This is a genomic window from Glutamicibacter sp., assembly GCF_035257265.1.
In the GTDB taxonomy this organism is placed as follows: Bacteria; Actinomycetota; Actinomycetes; order Actinomycetales; family Micrococcaceae; genus Glutamicibacter.
This window is the reverse complement of the sequence record NZ_DATEXC010000016.1, coordinates 39,386-59,526: the sequence shown is the minus strand read 5'-3', so window position 1 is coordinate 59,526 and position 20,141 is coordinate 39,386. Positions and strand designations below refer to the sequence as shown.

20 protein-coding genes are annotated in these 20,141 nt (G+C 52.0%); 3 read left to right on the top strand and 17 right to left on the bottom strand.

Features of this window, described 5'->3' with window-relative positions:
- Nucleotides 1-16: 16 nt before the first annotated feature.
- The 10 genes from VJ369_RS01955 to coaD all read right to left on the bottom strand — a co-directional run bounded on the left by VJ369_RS01955 (nucleotide 17) and on the right by coaD (nucleotide 9,593).
- Nucleotides 17-1,360, bottom strand: coding sequence for a stealth conserved region 3 domain-containing protein (locus VJ369_RS01955; RefSeq protein ID WP_324090467.1), 1,344 nt, complete (start codon nucleotides 1,358-1,360; stop codon nucleotides 17-19).
- Between the two features lie 428 nt (nucleotides 1,361-1,788).
- On the bottom strand, nucleotides 1,789-2,250 hold the full coding sequence (locus tag VJ369_RS01950; protein ID WP_188685389.1) for an adenylyltransferase/cytidyltransferase family protein: 462 nt from the start codon (nucleotides 2,248-2,250) through the stop codon (nucleotides 1,789-1,791).
- 65 nt (nucleotides 2,251-2,315) lie between these two features.
- Nucleotides 2,316-3,206 carry a glycosyltransferase family 2 protein gene (locus VJ369_RS01945; protein ID WP_324090466.1) on the bottom strand — a complete coding sequence of 297 codons (891 nt, stop codon included), beginning with the start codon at nucleotides 3,204-3,206 and terminating at the stop codon, nucleotides 2,316-2,318.
- Nucleotides 3,207-3,224: 18 nt separating this feature from the next.
- On the bottom strand, nucleotides 3,225-4,049 hold the full coding sequence (locus VJ369_RS01940; RefSeq protein ID WP_324090465.1) for a CDP-alcohol phosphatidyltransferase family protein: 825 nt from the start codon (nucleotides 4,047-4,049) through the stop codon (nucleotides 3,225-3,227).
- On the bottom strand, nucleotides 4,046-5,053 hold the full coding sequence (locus VJ369_RS01935; protein WP_414652609.1) for a glycosyltransferase family 2 protein: 1,008 nt from the start codon (nucleotides 5,051-5,053) through the stop codon (nucleotides 4,046-4,048). Before VJ369_RS01935 ends, VJ369_RS01940 begins: the two co-directional genes overlap by 4 nt.
- Nucleotides 5,054-5,091: 38 nt before the next feature.
- A complete protein-coding gene (locus VJ369_RS01930; RefSeq protein ID WP_324090463.1) occupies nucleotides 5,092-5,976 on the bottom strand; it encodes an ABC transporter ATP-binding protein in 885 nt (294 codons plus the stop codon).
- A complete protein-coding gene (locus VJ369_RS01925) occupies nucleotides 5,966-6,814 on the bottom strand; it encodes an ABC transporter permease (protein WP_324090462.1) in 849 nt (282 codons plus the stop codon). The genes VJ369_RS01930 and VJ369_RS01925 overlap by 11 nt, the downstream gene beginning before the upstream one ends.
- A 144-nt stretch (nucleotides 6,815-6,958) precedes the next feature.
- Nucleotides 6,959-8,020 (bottom strand): LCP family protein, encoded by a 1,062-nt coding sequence (locus VJ369_RS01920; RefSeq protein WP_324090461.1) that lies wholly within the window; start codon nucleotides 8,018-8,020, stop codon nucleotides 6,959-6,961.
- Nucleotides 8,021-8,140: 120 nt separating this feature from the next.
- Nucleotides 8,141-9,043: a UTP--glucose-1-phosphate uridylyltransferase GalU gene (galU, locus tag VJ369_RS01915; protein WP_324090460.1), complete on the bottom strand. Its 903-nt coding sequence runs from the start codon at nucleotides 9,041-9,043 to the stop codon at nucleotides 8,141-8,143.
- 76 nt (nucleotides 9,044-9,119) lie between these two features.
- Nucleotides 9,120-9,593: a pantetheine-phosphate adenylyltransferase gene (coaD, locus tag VJ369_RS01910; protein ID WP_105674624.1), complete on the bottom strand. Its 474-nt coding sequence runs from the start codon at nucleotides 9,591-9,593 to the stop codon at nucleotides 9,120-9,122.
- Nucleotides 9,594-9,706: 113 nt separating this feature from the next.
- On the opposite strand from coaD, the gene VJ369_RS01905 reads away from it, so the two are divergent.
- Together VJ369_RS01905 and VJ369_RS01900 are read left to right on the top strand one after the other, a co-directional pair.
- On the top strand, nucleotides 9,707-10,918 hold the full coding sequence (locus tag VJ369_RS01905; RefSeq protein ID WP_324090459.1) for an aminotransferase class I/II-fold pyridoxal phosphate-dependent enzyme: 1,212 nt from the start codon (nucleotides 9,707-9,709) through the stop codon (nucleotides 10,916-10,918).
- Between the two features lie 80 nt (nucleotides 10,919-10,998).
- Complete coding sequence (locus tag VJ369_RS01900) at nucleotides 10,999-11,697, top strand: fused MFS/spermidine synthase (protein WP_324090637.1); 699 nt, start codon at nucleotides 10,999-11,001, stop codon at nucleotides 11,695-11,697.
- On the opposite strand, the gene rsmD is transcribed toward VJ369_RS01900, so the two are convergent.
- The 4 genes from rsmD to VJ369_RS01880 are packed head-to-tail and all read right to left on the bottom strand — an operon-like array spanning nucleotide 11,668 to nucleotide 16,500.
- Nucleotides 11,668-12,258 carry a 16S rRNA (guanine(966)-N(2))-methyltransferase RsmD gene (rsmD, locus tag VJ369_RS01895; RefSeq protein ID WP_324090458.1) on the bottom strand — a complete coding sequence of 197 codons (591 nt, stop codon included), beginning with the start codon at nucleotides 12,256-12,258 and terminating at the stop codon, nucleotides 11,668-11,670. The genes VJ369_RS01900 and rsmD overlap by 30 nt on opposite strands.
- Nucleotides 12,259-12,287: 29 nt before the next feature.
- On the bottom strand, nucleotides 12,288-14,474 hold the full coding sequence (locus VJ369_RS01890; RefSeq protein ID WP_324090457.1) for an ATP-dependent DNA helicase RecG: 2,187 nt from the start codon (nucleotides 14,472-14,474) through the stop codon (nucleotides 12,288-12,290).
- Nucleotides 14,467-15,432, bottom strand: coding sequence for a DAK2 domain-containing protein (locus VJ369_RS01885; protein ID WP_324090456.1), 966 nt, complete (start codon nucleotides 15,430-15,432; stop codon nucleotides 14,467-14,469). Before VJ369_RS01885 ends, VJ369_RS01890 begins: the two co-directional genes overlap by 8 nt.
- Before the next feature lie 21 nt (nucleotides 15,433-15,453).
- Complete coding sequence (locus VJ369_RS01880) at nucleotides 15,454-16,500, bottom strand: LCP family protein (RefSeq protein ID WP_324090455.1); 1,047 nt, start codon at nucleotides 16,498-16,500, stop codon at nucleotides 15,454-15,456.
- 126 nt (nucleotides 16,501-16,626) lie between these two features.
- On the opposite strand from VJ369_RS01880, the gene VJ369_RS01875 reads away from it, so the two are divergent.
- Entirely contained in the window at nucleotides 16,627-17,088 is a 462-nt protein-coding gene (locus tag VJ369_RS01875; RefSeq protein WP_324090454.1) for a DUF3515 family protein, read from the top strand.
- 95 nt (nucleotides 17,089-17,183) lie between these two features.
- Here the strand turns inward: VJ369_RS01875 and VJ369_RS01870 are convergent, their stop codons facing one another.
- The 3 genes from VJ369_RS01870 to VJ369_RS01860 are packed head-to-tail and all read right to left on the bottom strand — an operon-like array spanning nucleotide 17,184 to nucleotide 20,131.
- Nucleotides 17,184-18,296 (bottom strand): D-alanine--D-alanine ligase family protein, encoded by a 1,113-nt coding sequence (locus VJ369_RS01870; RefSeq protein ID WP_324090453.1) that lies wholly within the window; start codon nucleotides 18,294-18,296, stop codon nucleotides 17,184-17,186.
- The gene (locus tag VJ369_RS01865; RefSeq protein ID WP_324090452.1) at nucleotides 18,293-19,330 is read right to left on the bottom strand and encodes an NAD(P)H-dependent glycerol-3-phosphate dehydrogenase; all 1,038 of its coding nucleotides are present in this window, start codon (nucleotides 19,328-19,330) and stop codon (nucleotides 18,293-18,295) included. Before VJ369_RS01865 ends, VJ369_RS01870 begins: the two co-directional genes overlap by 4 nt.
- A 27-nt stretch (nucleotides 19,331-19,357) precedes the next feature.
- Nucleotides 19,358-20,131, bottom strand: coding sequence for a lysophospholipid acyltransferase family protein (locus VJ369_RS01860; RefSeq protein WP_414652608.1), 774 nt, complete (start codon nucleotides 20,129-20,131; stop codon nucleotides 19,358-19,360).
- Between the last annotated feature and the right edge of the window lie 10 nt (nucleotides 20,132-20,141).

The following is a 20,141-nucleotide window of genomic DNA, read 5'->3' as shown; positions in this document are numbered from 1 at the left end:
CGCACTAAGCCGGATTCTACTTTTCAAATGAAGATTTATATGGGTACAAAATCCGGAACAAGTTTTTAATTACCCGTTCTTGAGATTGCACCTCCGAGGCCTGGCGAACTTCGTTCAGGCAAAACATTTGTGGAAGTACGCCACGAGTTAGCCTGAGTGCTCGGAGGGCAAAGTCGCTGTCGCCTATATCAAGGTATGAGTAGTCTATCTCCGTCGGGTAGCCCATCGCAGTGCGGGCTGCGAGTTGATGCGCTAGCGACGATGGCAATGAGATGTCCCGCGGATGGCGAAATTGATGACCGGCGGTCAGTGCGAGTTCTTCTGGATACTGTTTGTAGGCCAGCTCGTGGATGCTTCGCAATTGGGGATGCGCAACGTGCTTGAACTTTCGCGATGTCGTGCGGTGATATGTGGATCTGATCAACGATTGGTTATTTCTGGCAGCCGAGTTGACGGGTAATTCGGTCTCGTCCGCATCCATAAAATGCCCAGGCGAGACTGAGAATTTGGTTTGCCCTGCAGGACCATAAAACACATTTGGTGAGACTGGTCGGCCAAAAAACACATCATCGTTAATGTAGAGGAACCGCTCTGCCAACCCCGGGATGAAAGAAAGCCGGGATTCAATTGCGTGCGAATTGAAGGTGGGCAGGCACTTAGCATCCAAAATTTCCGTGTGGTCAACGATAGTTATTTTCGGGTGTTCTTCCATAAGCCATGACGGGGTTTGCCCGGCAGTGACCAAATAGATGTGGTTAATCCAGGGCAGATTAAGTTCCAGAGAGCGAAGGGAGAACCTCAGTTCATCATGAGAGGCAAAACGGCCAGGATCGGTGGAACTGCTGTTCAGGTGACCGTCTGCGTTTGCTTTCGCCTGCTCGTAGGCTGCATGCCATGAAGGATCCGTGGAATCAACCCACGTGTATACAGCATCGATAGGACCTACGTAATCCATCACATCGTGGATGAGCTCAGGGTTACTTGGAAATACGTTCCACAACACGCCGGCTCCAAGTACACCGGATTCCAAGGGTGTGGTGCTCACAGACCAGGATTCAGAGGCTGAGTAAGAGCCGGCCTCTGCCAATTGAGCAAAGAATAAACCCTTGCCCCGAAGTTCGGACTGCAGTAGGTTCCAATGTTCGCGTCCAATGACAAACCTGCACGAGTTTTCATCCCACGTATATTCAATGCCAACGCTATCTGCGATCGCACGGACAGCAGTTTCGTTCACTTCGCGTAATTCCAAGCTGCTGAGATCGGAAGCCTGTACACGACGGATACGAGATTTAAGTAGTTGCTGCACGAGCCGTTGAGGCAGCACCTGCCCTATTGTTCCTCTCCATCCAGCGAAGTCCACGTGAAAACCTATCCTCATTATTCAATGGCGTACGCCTATATTCTACGTAGCCGTGAAACATAATTCGTCCACAAAGCAGAGCTCAGCCCGAGACTTCACCGTGAATATACTGCGCATGTACTAGGTGTTCAACGCAGGATTCTTGAGGCAGGACTCCAGATGCTAGTACAACCGCGGAGGGAGGTAAGACTCCACCGTTCAAGTAGCATCCTCAGAATGTGAGTGGATTCGCTGGCGGCTGCGGGCTGCTGTGTTTACCTCATCCAGGTGTAAGTAACGTCAAAGCCGTCGCCCTGAATATCTGAGCCGAACCTGCACACCATAAAATCCATGGGCATCAACTAGTGAGAGAGTACTTTCATGAACAAGTGCGAAGGACTCCAGTGGACAGGATTATTCTGTTGTAGACCTAGGCTGGAGTAAGGGAACTAGCTGAGTTCTTTGACAATTTGGCTCAGCGCGTCGAGCGTGTTTTTCAAAGACTCGACATGGCGTTCATCAAATTCGCTCAGCACACGCTTCATCTCGGTAGTCGAGACTCCTGCAGTACGAGGCAGATAAACTACTTCGACTTCGTCATCCAGATCATCAAATTTACCCTGCCAATCTTCGCCGATGCCGAACACCTTGGCATCATATTTTTTGATATCAAGACGCTTCTGTTCCCAGTTTTCCTCCGGGATCGCCAGATCTACGTACTTGATGGCTTGAACGATCTCCAGCCGTTGGGCGAAGGGCACGATGGGCTTTTTGCCTTTGATCGCGTTGAATTCATCGGTAGAAACGCCGACTACGAGGCGGTCGCCCTTTTCTTTGAGCCGCTTGAGAATATTCAGGTGTCCAATGTGGAACAAATCGAACGTACCGTAAGTAAGAACTGTTTTAGCCATGTTTACCTCCACGTCATGTTGCTGATGCATAGTTATTGTGGTGGGCTCTACGCCCGCCGGCCAGATTAAAGAACTGGTGGTCGTCCTGCCAGAGTCATTCTAAGCACGGTAGACCACTTCAGTTTAGGCCGAGTTTCACGGTGCCATGGGCTACCACGCCAACCAGCGCGCCAACCACCCAAATACTGTCGAACCGCAGGGCGGTTTTTCCGCATTCTGAGGCACTCAACCAGTAACCAAGATGTCGGATAGATCCAGCACAACGGTACAGGCAAGTTTCTTCGTGCCAGCCAAACTCTGTTGCGAGCATTCAGGCGATAAAACTCATCGTGCCGGCGGGGGTCAACCACTGGATGACCAATGCGCATGTCCCCGGCATACCAAACATAATGTCCGGTATCCCAAATGCGCCAAGCGAGTTCAATTCCTTCATGGGCGTACCAGAATCCTGCGGCCCACCCGCCAGTAGCATCAAAAAGTGCCCGGGGACTGACTAAGCAAGTCTCCCCCACATGGAAGACCTTGCTTGGTTCTTCAGCAGTACGTTTATTCAGGCGTGGAATCCACCGCGTTGGATCATTCTCCAGGGATTTTGGATCCGTAATTCGAGGCTGCAAGAGTCCCATTTTCGGGTACCGCTTGAAACGGTCAACGGAAGTGATCAAAAAATCTTCGTCTAGGAACCACGAATCATCATCCAGGAAGCAAAGGAATTCGCCTTGCACATGGTTCACCCCCGCATTGCGTCCGGCAGGAATACCAAGGTTCTCGGGAAGGAAGTGTGTTTTGATGGGCGCCGGAATGTCCTTGGGGTCCCAACCGTTGCCCACAACCACTGCATCAATTTGAACGCGCTTCTGTGCCAGCAAAGACGCTAATGCGCGTTTCAATTCGATGGGGCGATTTCCCATTGTCAGGACAACAACGCCTATCCGAGGCAGTACTCCTGTCGTCATTTTCTTCCTCCCTTCCAGCTAGTTAGCCTTAAGCCTAGTAGAAGCCATGTTTGCAACGAAATGACCTACGTTGACCAACACCGTAGCTGGAAGCAAAATCCAGATCATCCATTTTTCGGCAATCCCAGGTTCCCCAACCAGAGCCGAGATGATGGCGCAAGCCAGTATCACGAGGCTGAGTTCCACCGCGTGCAGCATCCTGTGGAACGGCACAAATCGAGCCAGCGAACGCAAACGTCCGACGAGCGAAGTTACTGGAATTGAGCGTGCTTCTGCGGTATCCGGCAGTTTTCCGAGTCCAGCCATCCCGCGAGCTGCATGCACCATCAAGGACTGGGACCTATTGAGAACGAGCAGGACAGCGAGACATCCACCCATAAACAAGGTTGGCCATGCCTGCGTAGCATTATCGCTACTTGCAGAGAGCTCCATGAACACGCGGTATCCCAAAGCAATAGGAATCAGCGCTTCGGTTGTATGGTGACCCACCATGTCGATAAATATCCCGCGCGGCGACTGAGTACCACGCCAGCGAGCCACTTCCCCGTCTGAACAATCAAAGTAGAGCTGTACTTGGGAAAGTACGACGGCCAGAAGTGGCCCCCAGATGCCTGGGATCAACAAAGCAACCGACATGCACCAGCCGGCAAGGATCATTAACCCGGTGACGCCGTTGGCGGAGATACGGGTTCGCACCAGTACTGCCGTGAGATATATGGAGATATGACGAAGGTAGAGTTCAGCGGTCCAATGTTCAGCGTTTTTTCGCGCGCGAACTTCAGGAGGTTGGCAGACCTCGCGTAGTTCTTGCAACGACGGTCGCGAAGGACGTACTGAACTCATTTAACCCTGCCTTTATCCAACGTGCTGCCGGCTCCAGATATACGCCCCTTGATGTAACCGAGTGCCCACGGAAGATGAATGGATGGGAAAGCGACAGCTGTAAGTAGCTTCTCCTTGAGTCCTCTTCCTTTGGCGCGCATTCCTTCCACTAAACAGACCAATGCGTAGAGCACCGGAACAATTCTGCTCAGATTCATCAGGACGTTGACGGGTTGTGGAATTGAATTACCGGCAACCGGTTGCACGGCAGCGGAGAGAATACCTACACCCACTCCCGCGAGAAGCAACGGTGGAAGGTCATGTCGCAAGGATTTTCCTTCGGGGAATCGCCGGGCGATTTCACCACGCCAGGTTCCAGAGGCGAACGACTGTTTGATAAGGGAGGGAAAATTATCGCGCGGGTAGTAGCCGACCTTCAGCTCCGGATCAAACCAGACTTTGTGGCCGGCCTGCCTTATCCTCAGGCAAAGCTCCCAGTCTTGTGCTCGCCACATGTTCTCGTCAAAGTAGCCGACTTCTTCAAAAACTTCACGCCGGAAGATACCGAGATATGCAGACTCGGCTTCACCTTCGGGGGCGCCTGAATGGTAGGCGGGTCCACCAAAACCAAATTTCGAGTGGTAGGCAGCGGCAATGGCCTTTTGCATTGGCGTGCGGCCACGAGCATCCATCAGACCGCCAACATCATGAGCACCAACGCGGTTGAGTGTTTCAATGCCGCGTTTGGTGTAGTAGGTAGGAAGCTCGCTGTGTGCGTCGACGCGAACCACAATTGGATGAGTCGAATTACGAATAGCTAAATTCAAAGCTATCGGGGTTCGGCCTTGAGGATTGTCCACCAGAGTAATACGTGAATCTTGAGCTGCTAATCGATGGGCAACAAGATTCGTTTCATCCGTGCTCGGACCCAATGCAAGCACCAGTTCCTTGTCACCTTCATAATCCTGCGCGAGAATCGATGCGACGGCCTCTTCAAGGTATTCCGCTTCGTTCAGCACAGGCATTACGTAAGCAACGCCTGGATATTCCGTCATCCGTCCCTTTACTTCTTCTTCAAATGAGCTTGGTAGGCCTTGATCACTGTGTCCGGATCGCCATCCATCTTCTGGACACCCTTCTCAATCCAAATACAGCGATTACAGGTCTCTTTGATTGAATTCATGGAGTGCGAAACGTTGAAAATTGTACCGGCGTTCTCTTGAATCTCGCGGATCTTTGCTTCACTTCGCTTCTTGAACTTCGCATCTCCAACAGCAAGAGCTTCGTCGATTATCAAGATATCGTGTTGCTTCGACGCCGCGATAGCAAACTTTAGGCGAGCACTCATACCTGATGAATAGGTACGCATTGGCAAGTCTATAAATTCTTCGAGTTCAGCGAACTTGATGATCTCTTCGCGCATCTTCTCAACCTCTTGGCGGCTATAGCCGAGCGCCAAACCACCAAGTGTAATATTTTTATCACCCGATAGACCGGGAATAAGAGCAGCTCCAACTCCCAATAAACTTGGGCGAGATCGCGCATAAACGCTTCCAGATGCAGGCGGGGTCAGCCCAGTAATTGCTTTGAGTAGCGTAGATTTGCCCGAACCATTAGAGCCGATGACACCGATTGATTCGTTTTCATATGCAACGAAGGAAATACCCTTCAAGGCATGAACGGTTCGAACTCCACGCATATTTGACTGCAGCAGTCGACGAGCGCCAGAAGCACCTACGGCCTTGCCACTGGAGTACACCTGATACTTCACATGAAGATTATCAACCATCACCACCGGCTGACGGGTGGAGTCAATGTAAAGATTTGAGTTTGCGCCTTCATCCTGCGTAACCACGTCAATGAATGAGGTGTCATCAGAAAAAATACGTTCAGGTTCGTATTCCGGATGCAAGTCCGGATTGATTAAGTCATCAAAATTAATCCGCACGGCCGTAACGCTCCTCAGCTTTCCAGAAGTAAATAAGGCCGAAGGCCAACGTGGCGATCGCCCAGGCTCCGACTATAAGCCATGCCATTGGGTCATATGGACTATCATTCATGATCATTGCGCGGGCAATACTCAAGGTCTGGTAAAGGGGATGAAAATCGAACACAGCAATCATCCATGGCCACTGGTTAAGGATTCTGTCAACGCTGAACAAGACGCCTGAGGTGTAGAAAAGTACGCGGCCAATGAGCGGCAAGATATTCGTGAAGTCTCTAATATGCACCGTAATTCGAGCGCAAATAAGGGCAACACCCATATTGAAGACGCTGAAGAGAAGTACCAGGGGGATGATCATGAACCAAGACCATTTAGGGGTGGTTCCCAAGATGAGAGCGTAAAGGAACATCACTCCGAGCATGGGCACCAGGGTCAATAGGTTTTGAGTGACTTGGGCGACTGGGAGCGATAGTCGCGGAAACGCAAGAGATTGAACAAGGGCAGTATTTCCAGTGATCGACTTCGCTCCACCGTTCATGGAGGTAGTGAAGAATTCGAAGAGGAATACACCGATAACTACGAATACCGGAAATTCTGGAGGCTTGTTAGCGCCTTGTAGTACACCGAAAATCATTCCATACATGAGCGCGTTGAAAGTTGGTTTGAGAACCACCCAAATCATGCCCAACCGGTTACGATCATTCTGCGACTGTACTCGAGCTTTCGCCAGTTCATAAATGAACTCTCGGCGGCTCCAGGTCTGCTTCAGGTAATCGACCAATGACGGCCTTGCCCCTACTCGGTGCAAGCCGTACTTTTCGGCCTCCTCCGCAACTGTCATGTGGAAAATGTCCTCTTGTCGAATGCTAACTACTACTTGAATTCGTAAGCACAGATGATCAAAGTCTAGTTTATGCGCAGTGCTAACACGTGATTTCATGTACGAAGCTCACGTGCAGTTAATCCCACTCAGCACTATAGGCACCTACTGCGGAGGATTATCCACAAGATATTCGGCCATAGTGTCCGTTTGCAAAGCTTCCGAAATCTGACCGATCGCCAACTCGCTAGCTAGTTCTATGGATTGCCCGTCGGGGCTTGTTGAGCTGCCAGCGGTAGGCATGGTGAACATTTCAAGGTTCTCGGTATCAACGTTCTTTAGTTGCATACCCAATCCCACTATGGTGGCCGCATCAAATTCTGAGTCAAAGGTCAGATACGGCGAAACCTTGTCGACGATGTTGTAGAGCTTCGTCGGATTAGTAAACGTATCGTTAGACAGCACTTGATTCACCGCAGCCATCAAGAAAGTCCGTTGATTCTTAACTCGTTGATAGTCACCATCACTGAACGATTTGCGTTCGCGCACGAACCGCAGGGCGCGGTCGCCCTCGAGAGTTATCTCGCCTTCTGGATAGAAGTAGTCCGTGTCGTGGGCCGTGAATGGAATCTCGTTAGTTACTTTAACTCCTCCGAGTGCCGTTGAAAGTTCTCGGAATCCGGCGAAGTCGATCATCGCTACGTGATCAACCTTTGTATCGAATAAGCCCTCTACCGTTTGCATCAGCAGGGGGACTCCCCCGAGTTCTACAGCAGCGTTTAACTTGTGCTGTCCATACCCAGGAACATCAACCCACATGTCTCTTACTAAAGACATTACGTAGATTTGTTTTCGGTCCTCGGGAATATGAACCAGCATCATCGAGTCACTGCGTTGACTTACCGCACCGTCCAGTGCCGCTGATTCAGCCTCGTTCTCGTCTGCGTGGTCAACACCCAGCATCAGAATATTCATCGATCCATCATCTGGGGCTTTCACCGGACGCTGATTCTGTTGCTCTTCGGTGTAGTTGATGGCTACGGAGTTGGATTTCGAATTAAACTTATGCTGAAGGTTGAAAACATAAAATCCGGCGCCCAAAGCCGCTACCACAACGAGAGCAACAACAGACAGTAAAACACCGCGCATGCGTCGTTTTCGCTTGCGCTGCACCCCGTAGCGGGCGCTACGCGAGGTGAAGCTTTCGCTCTTGTTTGGGATATTCATTCCTGCAGCTTCTCAAAGAAAATCTATGGTCGTCCCACGTGGCGAGTGGTTGCTCGCGACGGTGGCAAAGAAAAAGACTACTCAAGATAAATGTGATTATCCTGAGTAGCCCCTTTATTGCTAGTTATCGAGAGCAGCCACGAAGGACTTGAGCCAACTCTTCATGCCCTCGCCGAGCTCTTCATTTTCTACTGCGAGGGTCACGTTTGCCTGCAGGTAGCTTAGCTTGTCACCCGTGTCATAGCGGCGACCACGGAAAACTACTGCGTGTACTCCTGCTCCTTCAGCAGTACCGACGGCTAGTTCCTGCAACGCGTCGGTTAACTGAATTTCATCTCCACGGCCAGGTGCGGTGTGTTCAAGCACCTCAAATACCTGTGGATGCAACAAATAACGTCCAATAATGGCGAGGTTACTTGGTGCTTCTTCCACACTCGGCTTCTCCACTAAGGCGTTTACTTTGACATATTCTTCGCCTTCAACCGCAGAAACATCCGCGCAGCCATACGCGCTGATCTGTTCCGGCTCAACTTCCATGAGCGCAATGACTGACCCACCTGTTTTCTGCTGCGTTTCCACCATTAATGACAACAGTTCATCGCGTGAATCAATGAGATCATCACCAAGAAGGACAGCGAAAGGTTCGTTGCCTACGTGTTGCTTAGCGCACAGGACTGCATGGCCAAGACCACGTGGATCACGTTGGCGAACGTAGTGGATATCGCCCAATTCGGTGGCCTCTTGGATCGAACGCAGTTTTTTGGTGTCTCCCTTTGCTTCCAAAGAAGCTTCGAGAGAAGGTACTCGATCGAAGTGGTCCTCGAGGGCGCGCTTATTACGACCTGTAATCATCAGCACGTCGTTAAGGCCAGCTTTGACAGCCTCGGCAACAACGTATTGGATCGCAGGCTTGTCCACTACTGGCAGCATCTCTTTGGGCATTGCCTTCGTTGCCGGCAGGAATCTCGTTCCGAGACCCGCTGCTGGGATAACCGCTTTTGTAATTTTTGGATTTAGTGCCACGTTGCTAGTCCCCCGTCATTCTCAAATGCAATTAAATTCTTGTGACCCACTCCTGGCTCGATACACGAACCCGATTTTAACTCTTTTTCGACAGCCGCTTAATGACCGCGCGTGGGAAATACTCGTTCACATCCCCACCCAATGACTGCACCTCTTTGAGCAGTGAGGACGATAGGTGAGTAAATCTCGTGTCGGCCTGCAGAAAGACTGTTTCCACACCGGTCAGGTGACGGTTCATCGTAGCCATAGGAATTTCATAGGCATAGTCCACCGTGCTTCGCAGTCCCTTGACTATTGCCTCTGCACCTTGCTCCTTGCAGAAGTCTGCGAGCAGACCCTGACCCATAGGTATGGCCGAGACACCCCGAAGTCCTCCGACGGTCTCTTCAACTATTGCTACCCGTTCTTCTTCGGAAAACCGGTACTTCTTCGAGTAGTTTGTCGATACAGCAACAATGACCTCGTCAAAGAGACTTGCCGCTCGGGCGATGATCTCAACATGGCCATTATGAAGGGGATCAAAAGATCCTGGGCATACAGCTCTGCGCATATCTAGAATCTATCAACAAACCACTGATAACACGTGATTTTGACAGAACTGTCATGTAACGATTCATGCGTGTTCGCTTAGACCATCCAGAGGCCAGGAAGCATAATTGAGCTATGACCTTTGAATCTACCCCCTGGCGACGAACGGCTCAGAGCGCAAATCTCTTGGGAGCGGATGGTGAACCCGGCGTCACAATCTTCGAAGAAATCACCGGCCTAGCCACTAAGCATCAAGCCATCAACCTCGGTCAGGGATTCCCGGATACAGAAGGTCCACAAGAAATTCGTGAGATTGCGGTCAGGGCTATCCAAGACGGGGCTAACCAGTATGCCCCTGGCAGCGGGATTCCGGTGCTACGGCATGCGATAGCCAATCATCAACACCGATTTTATGGTTTGTCCATCGACCCTGACACTGAGGTGGTCGTCTCCACAGGAGCAACTGAAGCCATAGCTGCGGCAGTTTTGGCTTTTGTGGAGGCCGGGGACGAGGTTGTCACCTTTGAACCTTTTTATGATTCCTACGCCGCAATGATTGGACTTGCTAACGCCACTCACAAGGTAGTGAAATTGCGGGCTCCCTCCTTCGCCCCAGATCTTGATGAGCTTCGCAGAGCCATCACGGGTAAAACCCGGATGATTATTGTCAATAATCCGCATAACCCTACAGGCACCATCTTTGGAACCGAGGTCTTGGACGAAATCGTAGCTCTTGCACACCAGCACGATTGCATTATCCTGTCGGACGAAGTTTACGAGCATCTCACCTTCGCTTCTGCTCATGTTCCTATCGCTAGCCGCCCCGGCGGCTTCGAGCGAACCATTACTCTTTCCTCCGCAGGAAAATCCTTTTCCTTTACCGGTTGGAAAGTTGGTTGGGCCACAGGGCCCCGTGAGCTGATAACGGCTCTGCGCACAGTCAAACAGTTCCTTTCATACTCTTCTGGCCCTGCCTTCCAGCCGGCTGTAGCGCAGGCATTGGAACTACCCGATACTTTCTTTGAAAGTTTTGCCGCAGACCTTGGCGCTCGTGGTGATCAACTGGCCGAAGGACTCGAAGAGGCAGGCATTAAAGTCATCCGACCCAAAGGTACGTATTTTCTGGTTGCAGATTTGCAGGGTCTGGGCAATACCAGTGCGGTGGACGTTGCGAAACTGATGCCGGAGCGAATCGGTGTAGCTGCGATCCCCATGTCGGTGTTCGCTCTTCAAAAAAACCAGAAAGACTACTCATCCTTGCTGCGGTTTGCTTTCTGCAAACGGCCTGAAGTCATCGGCGAAGCGGTAGACAGACTGCAACTACTTCCCAAGGTGTTAACAAAATGAGTATGAAACCGCTAAAACGCTGGCTTGGTGGGATCCAAGAACACGCTAGCATTTATCCTGATGACCTAGTTCCAGGCGCGATGATCTTGGCGATTGGTGGCGCTGAACAGTCTCACGTAAATCTGACGCATCCAGAAAACATCTTCTACGAATACCTCGCGAGAATCGCGAATCATCTTGACGTGTTGCGCCCGCAGCGTGAGCCGCTCAAGTTTTTGCACTTGGGTGCCGGCGCGCTAACCCTCGCCCGGTGGGCCTCACTACGGTATCCCGAGAGCAAACACGTGGCTGTTGATATCGAACGTGAATTACTTGATTTTGTGCTAACTCATCTGCCTTTGCCAGAACGGTGCAATATGCAGACGCTGGTGGCTGATGCTCGTGCAGTCTTGAAGGAAGAGCTGCTCGATAAAGAATTTGACGTGATCGTCTTAGATATTTTCAGTGGCCCTGAAGCACCAGAGCATCTGACTAAAACGGAATATTATGAAGAACTGGCTCTGGCGCTAGCGCCAGAGGGTTTGCTCTTCGTAAATATTGGTGATGACCCTCCACTTGCTTTTACGGATCGTCAAGTTCAGGCCGCGCAATCTGCTTTCGACTATGTCTTGCTAAGTTCAACCCCGGAAATGTTTACGCGCAAATTCCCTGGCAACCTGATACTTACCGCTTCAAAGAAGCAAATCAACCAGTCAGCTATTACAGCTTGTGAAGCAGCCGGTCCTTATCCCGCAGAGGTTAGACATTCTTTAGCTCTGGACCGGTTCGGCAAACCATAACCGTGTTTCCCCATATTTTTTATCGGCGATCTTTGCCAGATTTGCGGGCCACAACGGTTCAGGGGAACGGCTTGAACGCTCGACAATTACTGTCGCATCCTCTGCCAAGATCATGGAAACCTTGTCAAGGGTGACAGCGAGTTCCTGATCCGTTAACGGATATGGAGGATCCATTAAAACCAGATCAAAGGTTCTTTTGGGAGCACTGCCTTCCTCATCGAAAAAGCTGGATAAAACGGTATCAACTTTGCCTCGTTGGACCGAGACAACGTCGCTTTTCAGAGCCTCATTGATTTTGGTGGCGTTGTGCTGACAAACGCTCACCGCTTTAGGAGCTAGTTCGACGAGCAATACCTGACGGGCTCCACGGCTTGCGGTCTCAAGTCCGAGGGAACCGGATCCAGCAAAAAGATCCAGTACGCGTGCCGACGAAATGACGTCCCAGCTTTCCAGGCGGGAAAACAGTGCTTCTTTGACCCGGTCAGTCGTTGGCCTTGTCGCGTCTCCGGGTACTGATTTCAGGCTAGTTCCCCCGGCAACTCCGGAAATAATACGGCTCATGTCTTGCTACTACTTTCGAAGTGTCAACGTTAATTCTTATTCAGAAATTCTCGGGTGGACTGGTCTATCCACGACTCTGCGACGGCAAAAAGTTCTGGATACTTTGTAGCCCACGCGCCCTGTTTTATGAGTTCTTGCACGTCTTCTCGCGCGGACTCAATGAGACCACGGTCTTTGATAATGCTCAGTTCTCTCAGCGTTGAGCGGCTACCAGATTGCTGTACTCCAAGGATATTTCCTTCCTTGCGTTCGGCTAGGTCTGCTTCTGCTAACTCGAAGCCATCAAGGGTCGATTCAATGGTTCGTAATCTATTCACCGATTGATGGTCCGCGTCCAACCACGTGGTGAGTAGACAGGTACCGGGCAATCCACCGCGGCCCACTCGACCTCGTAGCTGGTGGAGCTGCGAGATGCCGAATCTTTCGGCATCCATGATCGCCATCAAAGTTGCATTATGAACATCCACGCCAACTTCAATCACCGTGGTAGAGACCAACACATCTATCTGACCGTCAGCAAACTCATCCATGATTTCTTGTTTGTCCTGCGAATCAAGTTGTGAATGCAAGGCTTCCAGACGCACACCATCAAAAGATGGCATCGAGGAAAGCAACTCGAACATTGCTTCAACGCTCATAGTCTGGTTGGCGCCGTCCTCAGCAGTTGCCACCAGAATTCCTTGTTCCACCGCTGTTTCCGAAATTCTTGGACACACCACATAAACCTGATACCCCTTGGCCACTTCTTCACGGATCCGTGAAAAAAGCCTGTCCCGGTAACCGGTCAACTGCATCGGGACGATATGTGTTGAAATCGGGGCACGCCCTGCTGGCAATTTTTTAATAGTTGAGGTATCGAGGTCTCCGAAAACCGTCATCGCTACGGTCCGTGGAATAGGTGTAGCCGTCATGACCAAGGTATGCGGAACGTTTTCTTCACCCTTGGCGCGAAGAGCGTCTCGTTGCTCCACGCCGAATCGATGCTGCTCATCGATGACCACGAGACCGAGCTCTGCGAAGCGCACATGCTCCCCTAACAGCGCATGCGTTCCAATGATCAGTCCGGTCTCCCCGCTGGCAATGCCTAGAAGCGCCTGACGGCGCTGCGCCGTCTTAGCCGACCCGGTAAGCAGAGCTACGCCGGTACCTTCGCCCTCGCCAAATAAGCCTGGCTCGGCCAAATCTCCCAGCATTTTCCTAATCGAGGAATAGTGCTGGGCTGCAAGAACTTCGGTGGGCGCCAGTAAAGCGGCTTGTCCACCGGAATCAATGACCTGCAAAATAGCTCGTAACGCGACTATGGTTTTGCCCGAGCCGACTTCGCCTTGGAGCAGTCGGTGCATCGGATGCTCATTGAGCAGATCTGCCGAGATCTCTTTGCCGACCTCTATCTGATCCTCAGTGAGGGTAAAAGGAAGTCTTGAATCAAATTTCTCGGCTAACCTGCCTTTGACCGGTTTGCGCGCAATGGCTGGCTGGTTTCCCACTGCACGGTTTCGTTCTGCCAGGGAGAGTTGCAGCATGAAGGCTTCTTCGAAGGCAAAACGCTGACGGGCAATATAGGCATGCTTGATTTCACGAGGGTGGTGCCTGTCCAGGTAGGCCTTGGCTCTGCGTGGGTAATGATGTTTTGCCAAAAGTTGTTCTGGGAGAAATTCGGGAAGTTGCTCCTCTGTCATTTCATCAATGAGCAGTGAGAGTAAGTCTCGAATTTTCTTATTTGGCATTTTTGCCGAGGCCGGATAGATAGGTATGGGCCGCGGATCAGCCTCGGCTACCGTGTCCAAGATGGCGTAGTCGGGTTGGCTGAGCTGCAGGTGGTCCTGATACCAGCCGACTTTACCGCTGAACATCGCGATGGTTCCGACTTGCAAGTCTTGACGCGCTTGATAGCCGTTGAAAAAAGTCATCTTGAGTTCTTGACCATTCTGGTCAAGTTCGTCACTGACTGTCACTTCGAAGATGAAGCCACGTCGCGAGTGCATTTGCCGCTGGCTGACGTTAGTCACTTGTGCCACGACGGTGACGTGCTCGTCAAAAGGTAATTCTGCAATGGGGGTCAGCTCCCCCACGTCAACGTAGCGCCGGGGAAAATGCCAGAGGAATTGACCTACGGTGGTGTATCCAAAAGCTTTTTCGAGGGCACCAGCATTTTTGGCCCCGAGAACTAGTGATAGTTCAGCCTGCTCTAGAGATACCGCTTTGGTCTCATCCATCATGAGTACACAAGTCGGTGATGCTGATGTTCACCGGCTCCCCCTGCTGACGGATAAGATCCAACGCCAAGTCTGCCTCGGCCACGTGCACGTGGACCCTCCAGCGATACACTTCTTCGCCAGTGGGGTTGACCGGCGACATGATCACCGAGTCACCCACGCGATCCAGTTGCCCTCGCAGTGTGGCTGCTCCCAACGCATCAAGGGTAATCGTGCACATCACTTCGACACCCTGGGCATCATTTTGGATCAAATGCACATGTGGATCTTGGACTTGGTATCCATTAAAACCATCATAGGAATCAAAGTCTGTTTCTGTACCCCGAACTGCAGCGCAGAACTCGTCCAAGATCACCAGCATACCCACGGCGCCCGCGTCCACTACGCCTGCATTTTCAAGACTAGGTAATTCGTTTTCGGTACCGCGTACCGCCATCCGCGAAGCTTGAGCCACATGATGAAGCACAGTATCCAGGGCTGCGCGGCTCTCCACGTCTGTTTTTATGTGGGCCAAGGTTGAACCGGCAGCCAACGCTGCCGCACTGATCACCGAGAGCATGGTGCCTTCGACTGGTTCACTCAGTGCTGACCAGGAACGCACCTTGGCCCGTTCAAGGCCCTTGGCAAGCAGGCTAGCGGTCAGCCGGTCATGGCCCCGCCATGGTTCTGCGAGCCCACTGAGGAATACCGCCAGTAGGGTTCCTGAGTTGCCGCGCGCTGACTCCATGGACGCGCGGGCGGCAACTTCTAAGAATCCGCCGATGTCATCACTTTCCAGCTTGCTGACGGCATCATGACCGGCCCGAGCGGTGAGATACAGGTTAGTTCCTGTATCACCGTCGGCGACCGGAAACACGTTGATGGCGTTGAGCCTATCTGAATGATTTCCAAGACTCTTCACGCTCCGTTGCAACCATTCGCGAATGGCACGCACGGAGGTATCGAGTTTTTGTGTCATGGGAAATCGGGTCTTTCAGTTTTATTTGGAAAGGTCCGTGCTTGCCACGAACTCATCCATTTTGTCTTCCTGCAACGCCTTGCCAAACTTATCAATAGTTTCCATGTCAGGTATGACTATCGACTGGCCGTCTGCGGATCGCCCTGGTCCCTTATTTGGCAATGTAAAGAAAGTCATGTCACTTGGACGTACGTTGATCATTGACGCAGCGTAGCCGGCGACCTTGGAGGCATCCAGTGTTTCATCCACGGCAATAAATGGCGCAATCTCAGTGACCACGTCGTTCAGTTTACCCGGGTTGGTCAGAGTGTCCCTAGACATGATTTGTCCAAGCATTGCCTTGACGAAGAGCTGCTGGTTCTTCACACGTCCGTAGTCACTGCCTGGGAACGACTTACGCTCACGCACAAAGGCCAGTGCCTGCTCGCCGTCTAGGGTCTGAACTCCGGCAGGGAAATACATGCCGTTGGTAATTGACTGGCGGAAGGCTTGCGGGTTGTTGACCGTCACTCCTCCGAGCGCATCAGTCAAGCCTTTGAAGCCTTCAAAGTCGACGGAGGCTACGTGGTTGATGCGGACACCAAAGAGCCCTTCCAAGGTTTCTACGGCCTTGGGAACGCCGCCGCTGGCAAATGCACGGTTGATCTTTGCAGTTCCAACACCAGGAATGTCCAACCAGGTATCACGCATCACCGAGGTGACGTACATACCCTTGCGGTCCTCTGGGATATGTACCAGCATCATGGTGTCCGAACGGCCACCGTTTGGTAGGGTTCCGAACTCTTCGCTTGATTCGTCTGTCTCCCGAGTGGCGCGGGTGTCGCTACCCAGAAGCAGGATATTTACTGCGTCTTTAGATTCTTCTTTGACCTCTGGGCGAGTTTCCTCAGCAGGGAATGCCTCGGCAATCTTGTCACTCTTCGAGTCGAAGGTGCGGCCAAGATTCCAAACGTACCCGCCGGCCACGAGGCCGGCAATCACTACTAGCGCCAGAATGCCAATGAGGATTCCACGCCCGGTGCGTTTTTTCTTCGCACGTGGACGTACGGGCTGTTCTTCGAAGGACATATGCTACCTTTCACAGTTTCATCTTTTTACATCTTATCTTTCAGAAACGAACGGTACGCTGTTAAAGTGTCCGTTTTCAGTAATAAGAGTCAAGAGTCATCAAAACTTAATCTAAAGATTAGGCGTATGGCTACTTTAGCCGCAGTCGCCTTGGTGATCACACCCACACTTGCCGCCTGCGCCTCGGTAGCAGCTGTAGAGCCTGCAAGTGATGCCGGGAATCCAACCTGTGCCGAGATGATGGTGATTCTCCCGCAGTTCATTGGTGATGCTGAGCGTCGCAGCACTAACTCCCAGGCTACTGCCGCCTGGGGCGACCCATCTCAGGTGGTCCTACGCTGTGGGGTTCAAGTACCCGGCCCAACAACAGATCCCTGCGTCTCAGTGAACGAAGTTGATTGGATTGCGCACGAGGGTGAGGACGGAGTGTGGACATTAACCACCTACGGCCGTACCCCGGCTACGGAAGTCGTTCTAGACCCGCAGGTAATTCCATCGAGCACTGTGCTCGCCTCGCTATCCCAAGCCGCCTCACGCATTCCTGCAGAAGGCGCGTGCGTCAGCGTAGAGAAGAACGTAGATCTCTAACTAAGGAAATACAGCCCGGCAAACAGCGAAGCCGTTCAAATATGCGGACCGTCGAAGATCCCAGATCTTTGACGGTCCGCATCAGTTAAATTGCTTTAGCGTAAACCAATTTTTCGTTCACAAGCTAATGCGATGAGTTCATTGATTAGTTCGCTGTAGCCGATACCCGTCTTTGCCCACATTTGTGGATACATGCTCGAAGGGGTGAAACCTGGCATGGTATTGATTTCATTGATAATCCACTCGCCATCAGCGGTGTAGAAGAAATCAACCCGAGATAATCCTTCGGCGTCAATGGCATCAAATGCTTTCACTGCCAGCTCTCGGATAGTTGAGGTCGCCTCATCACTGAGGACAGCCGGGCAGCTGAGCTTCGCCGCTGCACCATCAACATATTTTGCTTCAAAATCGTAGAAGGTATGCTCGTTGCCTGCTACTGCGATCTCCCCTGGCATAGACGCCCGAGATTCCAGCGAACCGTGGCCTTCCAGAACACCGCATTCGATTTCACGCCCGCTGATGCCCTGTTCCACAATGACCTTCGGGTCTTCCTCGCGAGCAAGCTCAATAGCTGCCTGTAGCTGTGTAGCGTCCTCAACCTTGGTGATACCAACGGAGGACCCCGCACGCGCCGGTTTGACGAATAACGGGTACTGCAAATCCTTGCACCGATCCAGTGCTGCAGCACTGTCACGCAGCCACTGTTTGTTAGTGATTACCTGGTATGGGCCAACGTTAAATCCAGCATTTTCGAAGACGACCTTCATGAAATGCTTGTCCATACCCATGGCGCTGGCTGCGATGCCTGAACCGACATAGGAAACGCCAGACATTTCCAGCATCCCCTGAATCGAACCGTCTTCGCCAAAAGGGCCGTGCAGCAGTGGGAAGACCACATCAATGGGACCTAGATCAGTGATTTCAGAGCCCGAATACTGCAAGAGGCAAGTTCGCTGACCATCATTGGACAGGTGCACAGGTTTATCCGCGACCGAGATTTCGGGAAGATTTCCCGAACTCAGAGTCCAATCTGGAGAGTCCTGGTCTACCAGGGTCCATGCTCCCGCGCGGGTGATTCCCACGGGAATGACTTCAAATCGATCTTTGTCGATTTCCTGCATGACACCGGCGGCGGTCACACAGGAAACGGAATGTTCTGAGGAACGGCCGCCAAAGAGCAGGAGGACTCGTGGTTTTGGCTCGCTCATTTTTGCAGTTCTCCTTCAGATTTCAGTTCTCGCGACAACAGACGCTCCGCCATATTCTCGACGCTCAAAGTGCCTTCCAGAACCATAACCACAGATTCGGTAATTGGCATGTCCACCTGATGGCTCGTTGACAGATCCAGGACTGCACGAGCCGATTTGATTCCTTCGGCCGTCTGGGACATACGATCATTTACTTCTTCAAGGAAAAGACCTTGTCCGAGCAAGCGGCCTGCAGTGTTATTTCGTGACAGAGATGAGGAGCAGGTGGCAACTAGGTCGCCGAGCCCCGAGAGGCCGGACAATGTCTCCAAACGGCCGCCAAGAGCAAGTACCAGACGTGTGGTTTCTGCCAATCCGCGGGTGATGACGGTGGATTTAGTATTGTCACCCATTCCCATGCCATCACACATTCCTACGGCCAGGGCGATGATGTTTTTGACGATTCCGCCAAGTTCAACACCCAGTACGTCGTCATTGGTATACGGACGGAAGTACGGTGCGGAGCACAATTGCGCAATCCAATGCGCAGTCTGTGCGTTGGAGCAGGCAACCACCGAGGCGGTTGGCTGTTCGCGGGCAATTTCCATGGCCAAGTTTGGACCGGAGAGGACCGCGATACGATCAGCTGGAATACCGGTAACCTCGGCCATTACTTCGCTCATCCGAAGATCCGTGCCGCGTTCAAGGCCCTTCATCAAGGACAGCAAAACAACATCTTGTTCAAAGTACTGAACAAATTTAGCCAGTTCTTCACGTAAGGACTGGGCGGGAATGGCCAAGACCACGAGGTCTGCGCCAGTTAATACTTCAGCACTCTGCGCAGAGGCGGAAATATTGGTGGGAAGTTTCGTATCGCGCAAATAGCGCGAATTGGTGTGACGCTCGTTGATTTCACGAGCAGCTTCTTCACGGCGGGCCCAGATCTGTACCGGAATGCCTTGGTCAGAAACTGCGTCCGCCAGAACCTTCGCAAAGGTGGTTCCCCAGCTTCCGGCACCCATGACGGCGATCTTACGTGGTAGCGGCTTACTCAAGGCTTTTCCTTCGCTAGGTGATCAGACTTAGTCGTTTGGTTGTTTCGGGGCATCATAATCTCGGCCCGTAGTTGCTTGTCCATGCTCACTTGGGTTCCACGGCGCCTGCGGTGCTGTCTCTTGGCGCAGTTCAGCTTCTAGCTCGGTAATGGAGGCCATGATTCGTGCCGTGGCTTCCTGCAGTACCGTACGGGTGCGTGCCCCGACACGCAGATCATCAAGCTGCACTTGTTCCCCCACGGACAACGTCACGTGCTTACGCGGGAACGGGTACATTTTCTTGGCATATCTGGGAAATAATTCTTGATCTCCCCAGTGGGCCATTGGCACCACCGGCGCTCCAGTTTGCAATGCCAGGCGTGCAGCACCGGTACGGCCAACCATTGGCCAGAGCTGAGGATCTCTGGTCAGCGTGCCTTCAGGGTAAATGACAATCACGCCCCCTGCTTCAAGGACCTTTTTCGCAGCTTCCAGAGATTCAGCGGCACTTGAGGATTTACGAGAAACCGGAATTTGTCCGGTTGCACGTAAAGCTGATCCAAGAACTGGAACTTTAAACAATGAGTCCTTGGTCAGCCAACGCGGCAAACGTCCACTGCTATATATCGCATGGCCAACGACCAAAGGATCAATCTCGGTCAGGTGGTTAGGGCAGAGAATAAACCCGCCGGAAGGAAGCTTGTCAAAGTTTTGCCAAGTCCTGCCAATCAGGGTATTCATAACCGGACGAACCACACCGGCCAGGATTGCAAAGACCGTTTTACTTTTGACGGTTTCCCGATGCACTGAGTTATCTGTCACGAACTAACGC

Coding starts and splice junctions, on each gene's coding strand:
- VJ369_RS01950 (WP_188685389.1), bottom strand. CDS start 2,250: ATGGCTAAAACAGTTCTTACTTACGGTACGTTCGATTTGTTCCACATT.
- VJ369_RS01945 (WP_324090466.1), bottom strand. CDS start 3,206: ATGACGACAGGAGTACTGCCTCGGATAGGCGTTGTTGTCCTGACAATG.
- VJ369_RS01940 (WP_324090465.1), bottom strand. CDS start 4,049: ATGAGTTCAGTACGTCCTTCGCGACCGTCGTTGCAAGAACTACGCGAG.
- VJ369_RS01935 (WP_414652609.1), bottom strand. CDS start 5,053: ATGCCTGTGCTGAACGAAGCGGAATACCTTGAAGAGGCCGTCGCATCG.
- VJ369_RS01925 (WP_324090462.1), bottom strand. CDS start 6,814: ATGACAGTTGCGGAGGAGGCCGAAAAGTACGGCTTGCACCGAGTAGGG.
- VJ369_RS01920 (WP_324090461.1), bottom strand. CDS start 8,020: ATGAATATCCCAAACAAGAGCGAAAGCTTCACCTCGCGTAGCGCCCGC.
- coaD (WP_105674624.1), bottom strand. CDS start 9,593: ATGCGCAGAGCTGTATGCCCAGGATCTTTTGATCCCCTTCATAATGGC.
- VJ369_RS01905 (WP_324090459.1), top strand. CDS start 9,707: ATGACCTTTGAATCTACCCCCTGGCGACGAACGGCTCAGAGCGCAAAT.
- VJ369_RS01900 (WP_324090637.1), top strand. CDS start 10,999: ATGATCTTGGCGATTGGTGGCGCTGAACAGTCTCACGTAAATCTGACG.
- rsmD (WP_324090458.1), bottom strand. CDS start 12,258: ATGAGCCGTATTATTTCCGGAGTTGCCGGGGGAACTAGCCTGAAATCA.
- VJ369_RS01890 (WP_324090457.1), bottom strand. CDS start 14,474: ATGGATGAGACCAAAGCGGTATCTCTAGAGCAGGCTGAACTATCACTA.
- VJ369_RS01885 (WP_324090456.1), bottom strand. CDS start 15,432: ATGACACAAAAACTCGATACCTCCGTGCGTGCCATTCGCGAATGGTTG.
- VJ369_RS01880 (WP_324090455.1), bottom strand. CDS start 16,500: ATGTCCTTCGAAGAACAGCCCGTACGTCCACGTGCGAAGAAAAAACGC.
- VJ369_RS01875 (WP_324090454.1), top strand. CDS start 16,627: ATGGCTACTTTAGCCGCAGTCGCCTTGGTGATCACACCCACACTTGCC.
- VJ369_RS01870 (WP_324090453.1), bottom strand. CDS start 18,296: ATGAGCGAGCCAAAACCACGAGTCCTCCTGCTCTTTGGCGGCCGTTCC.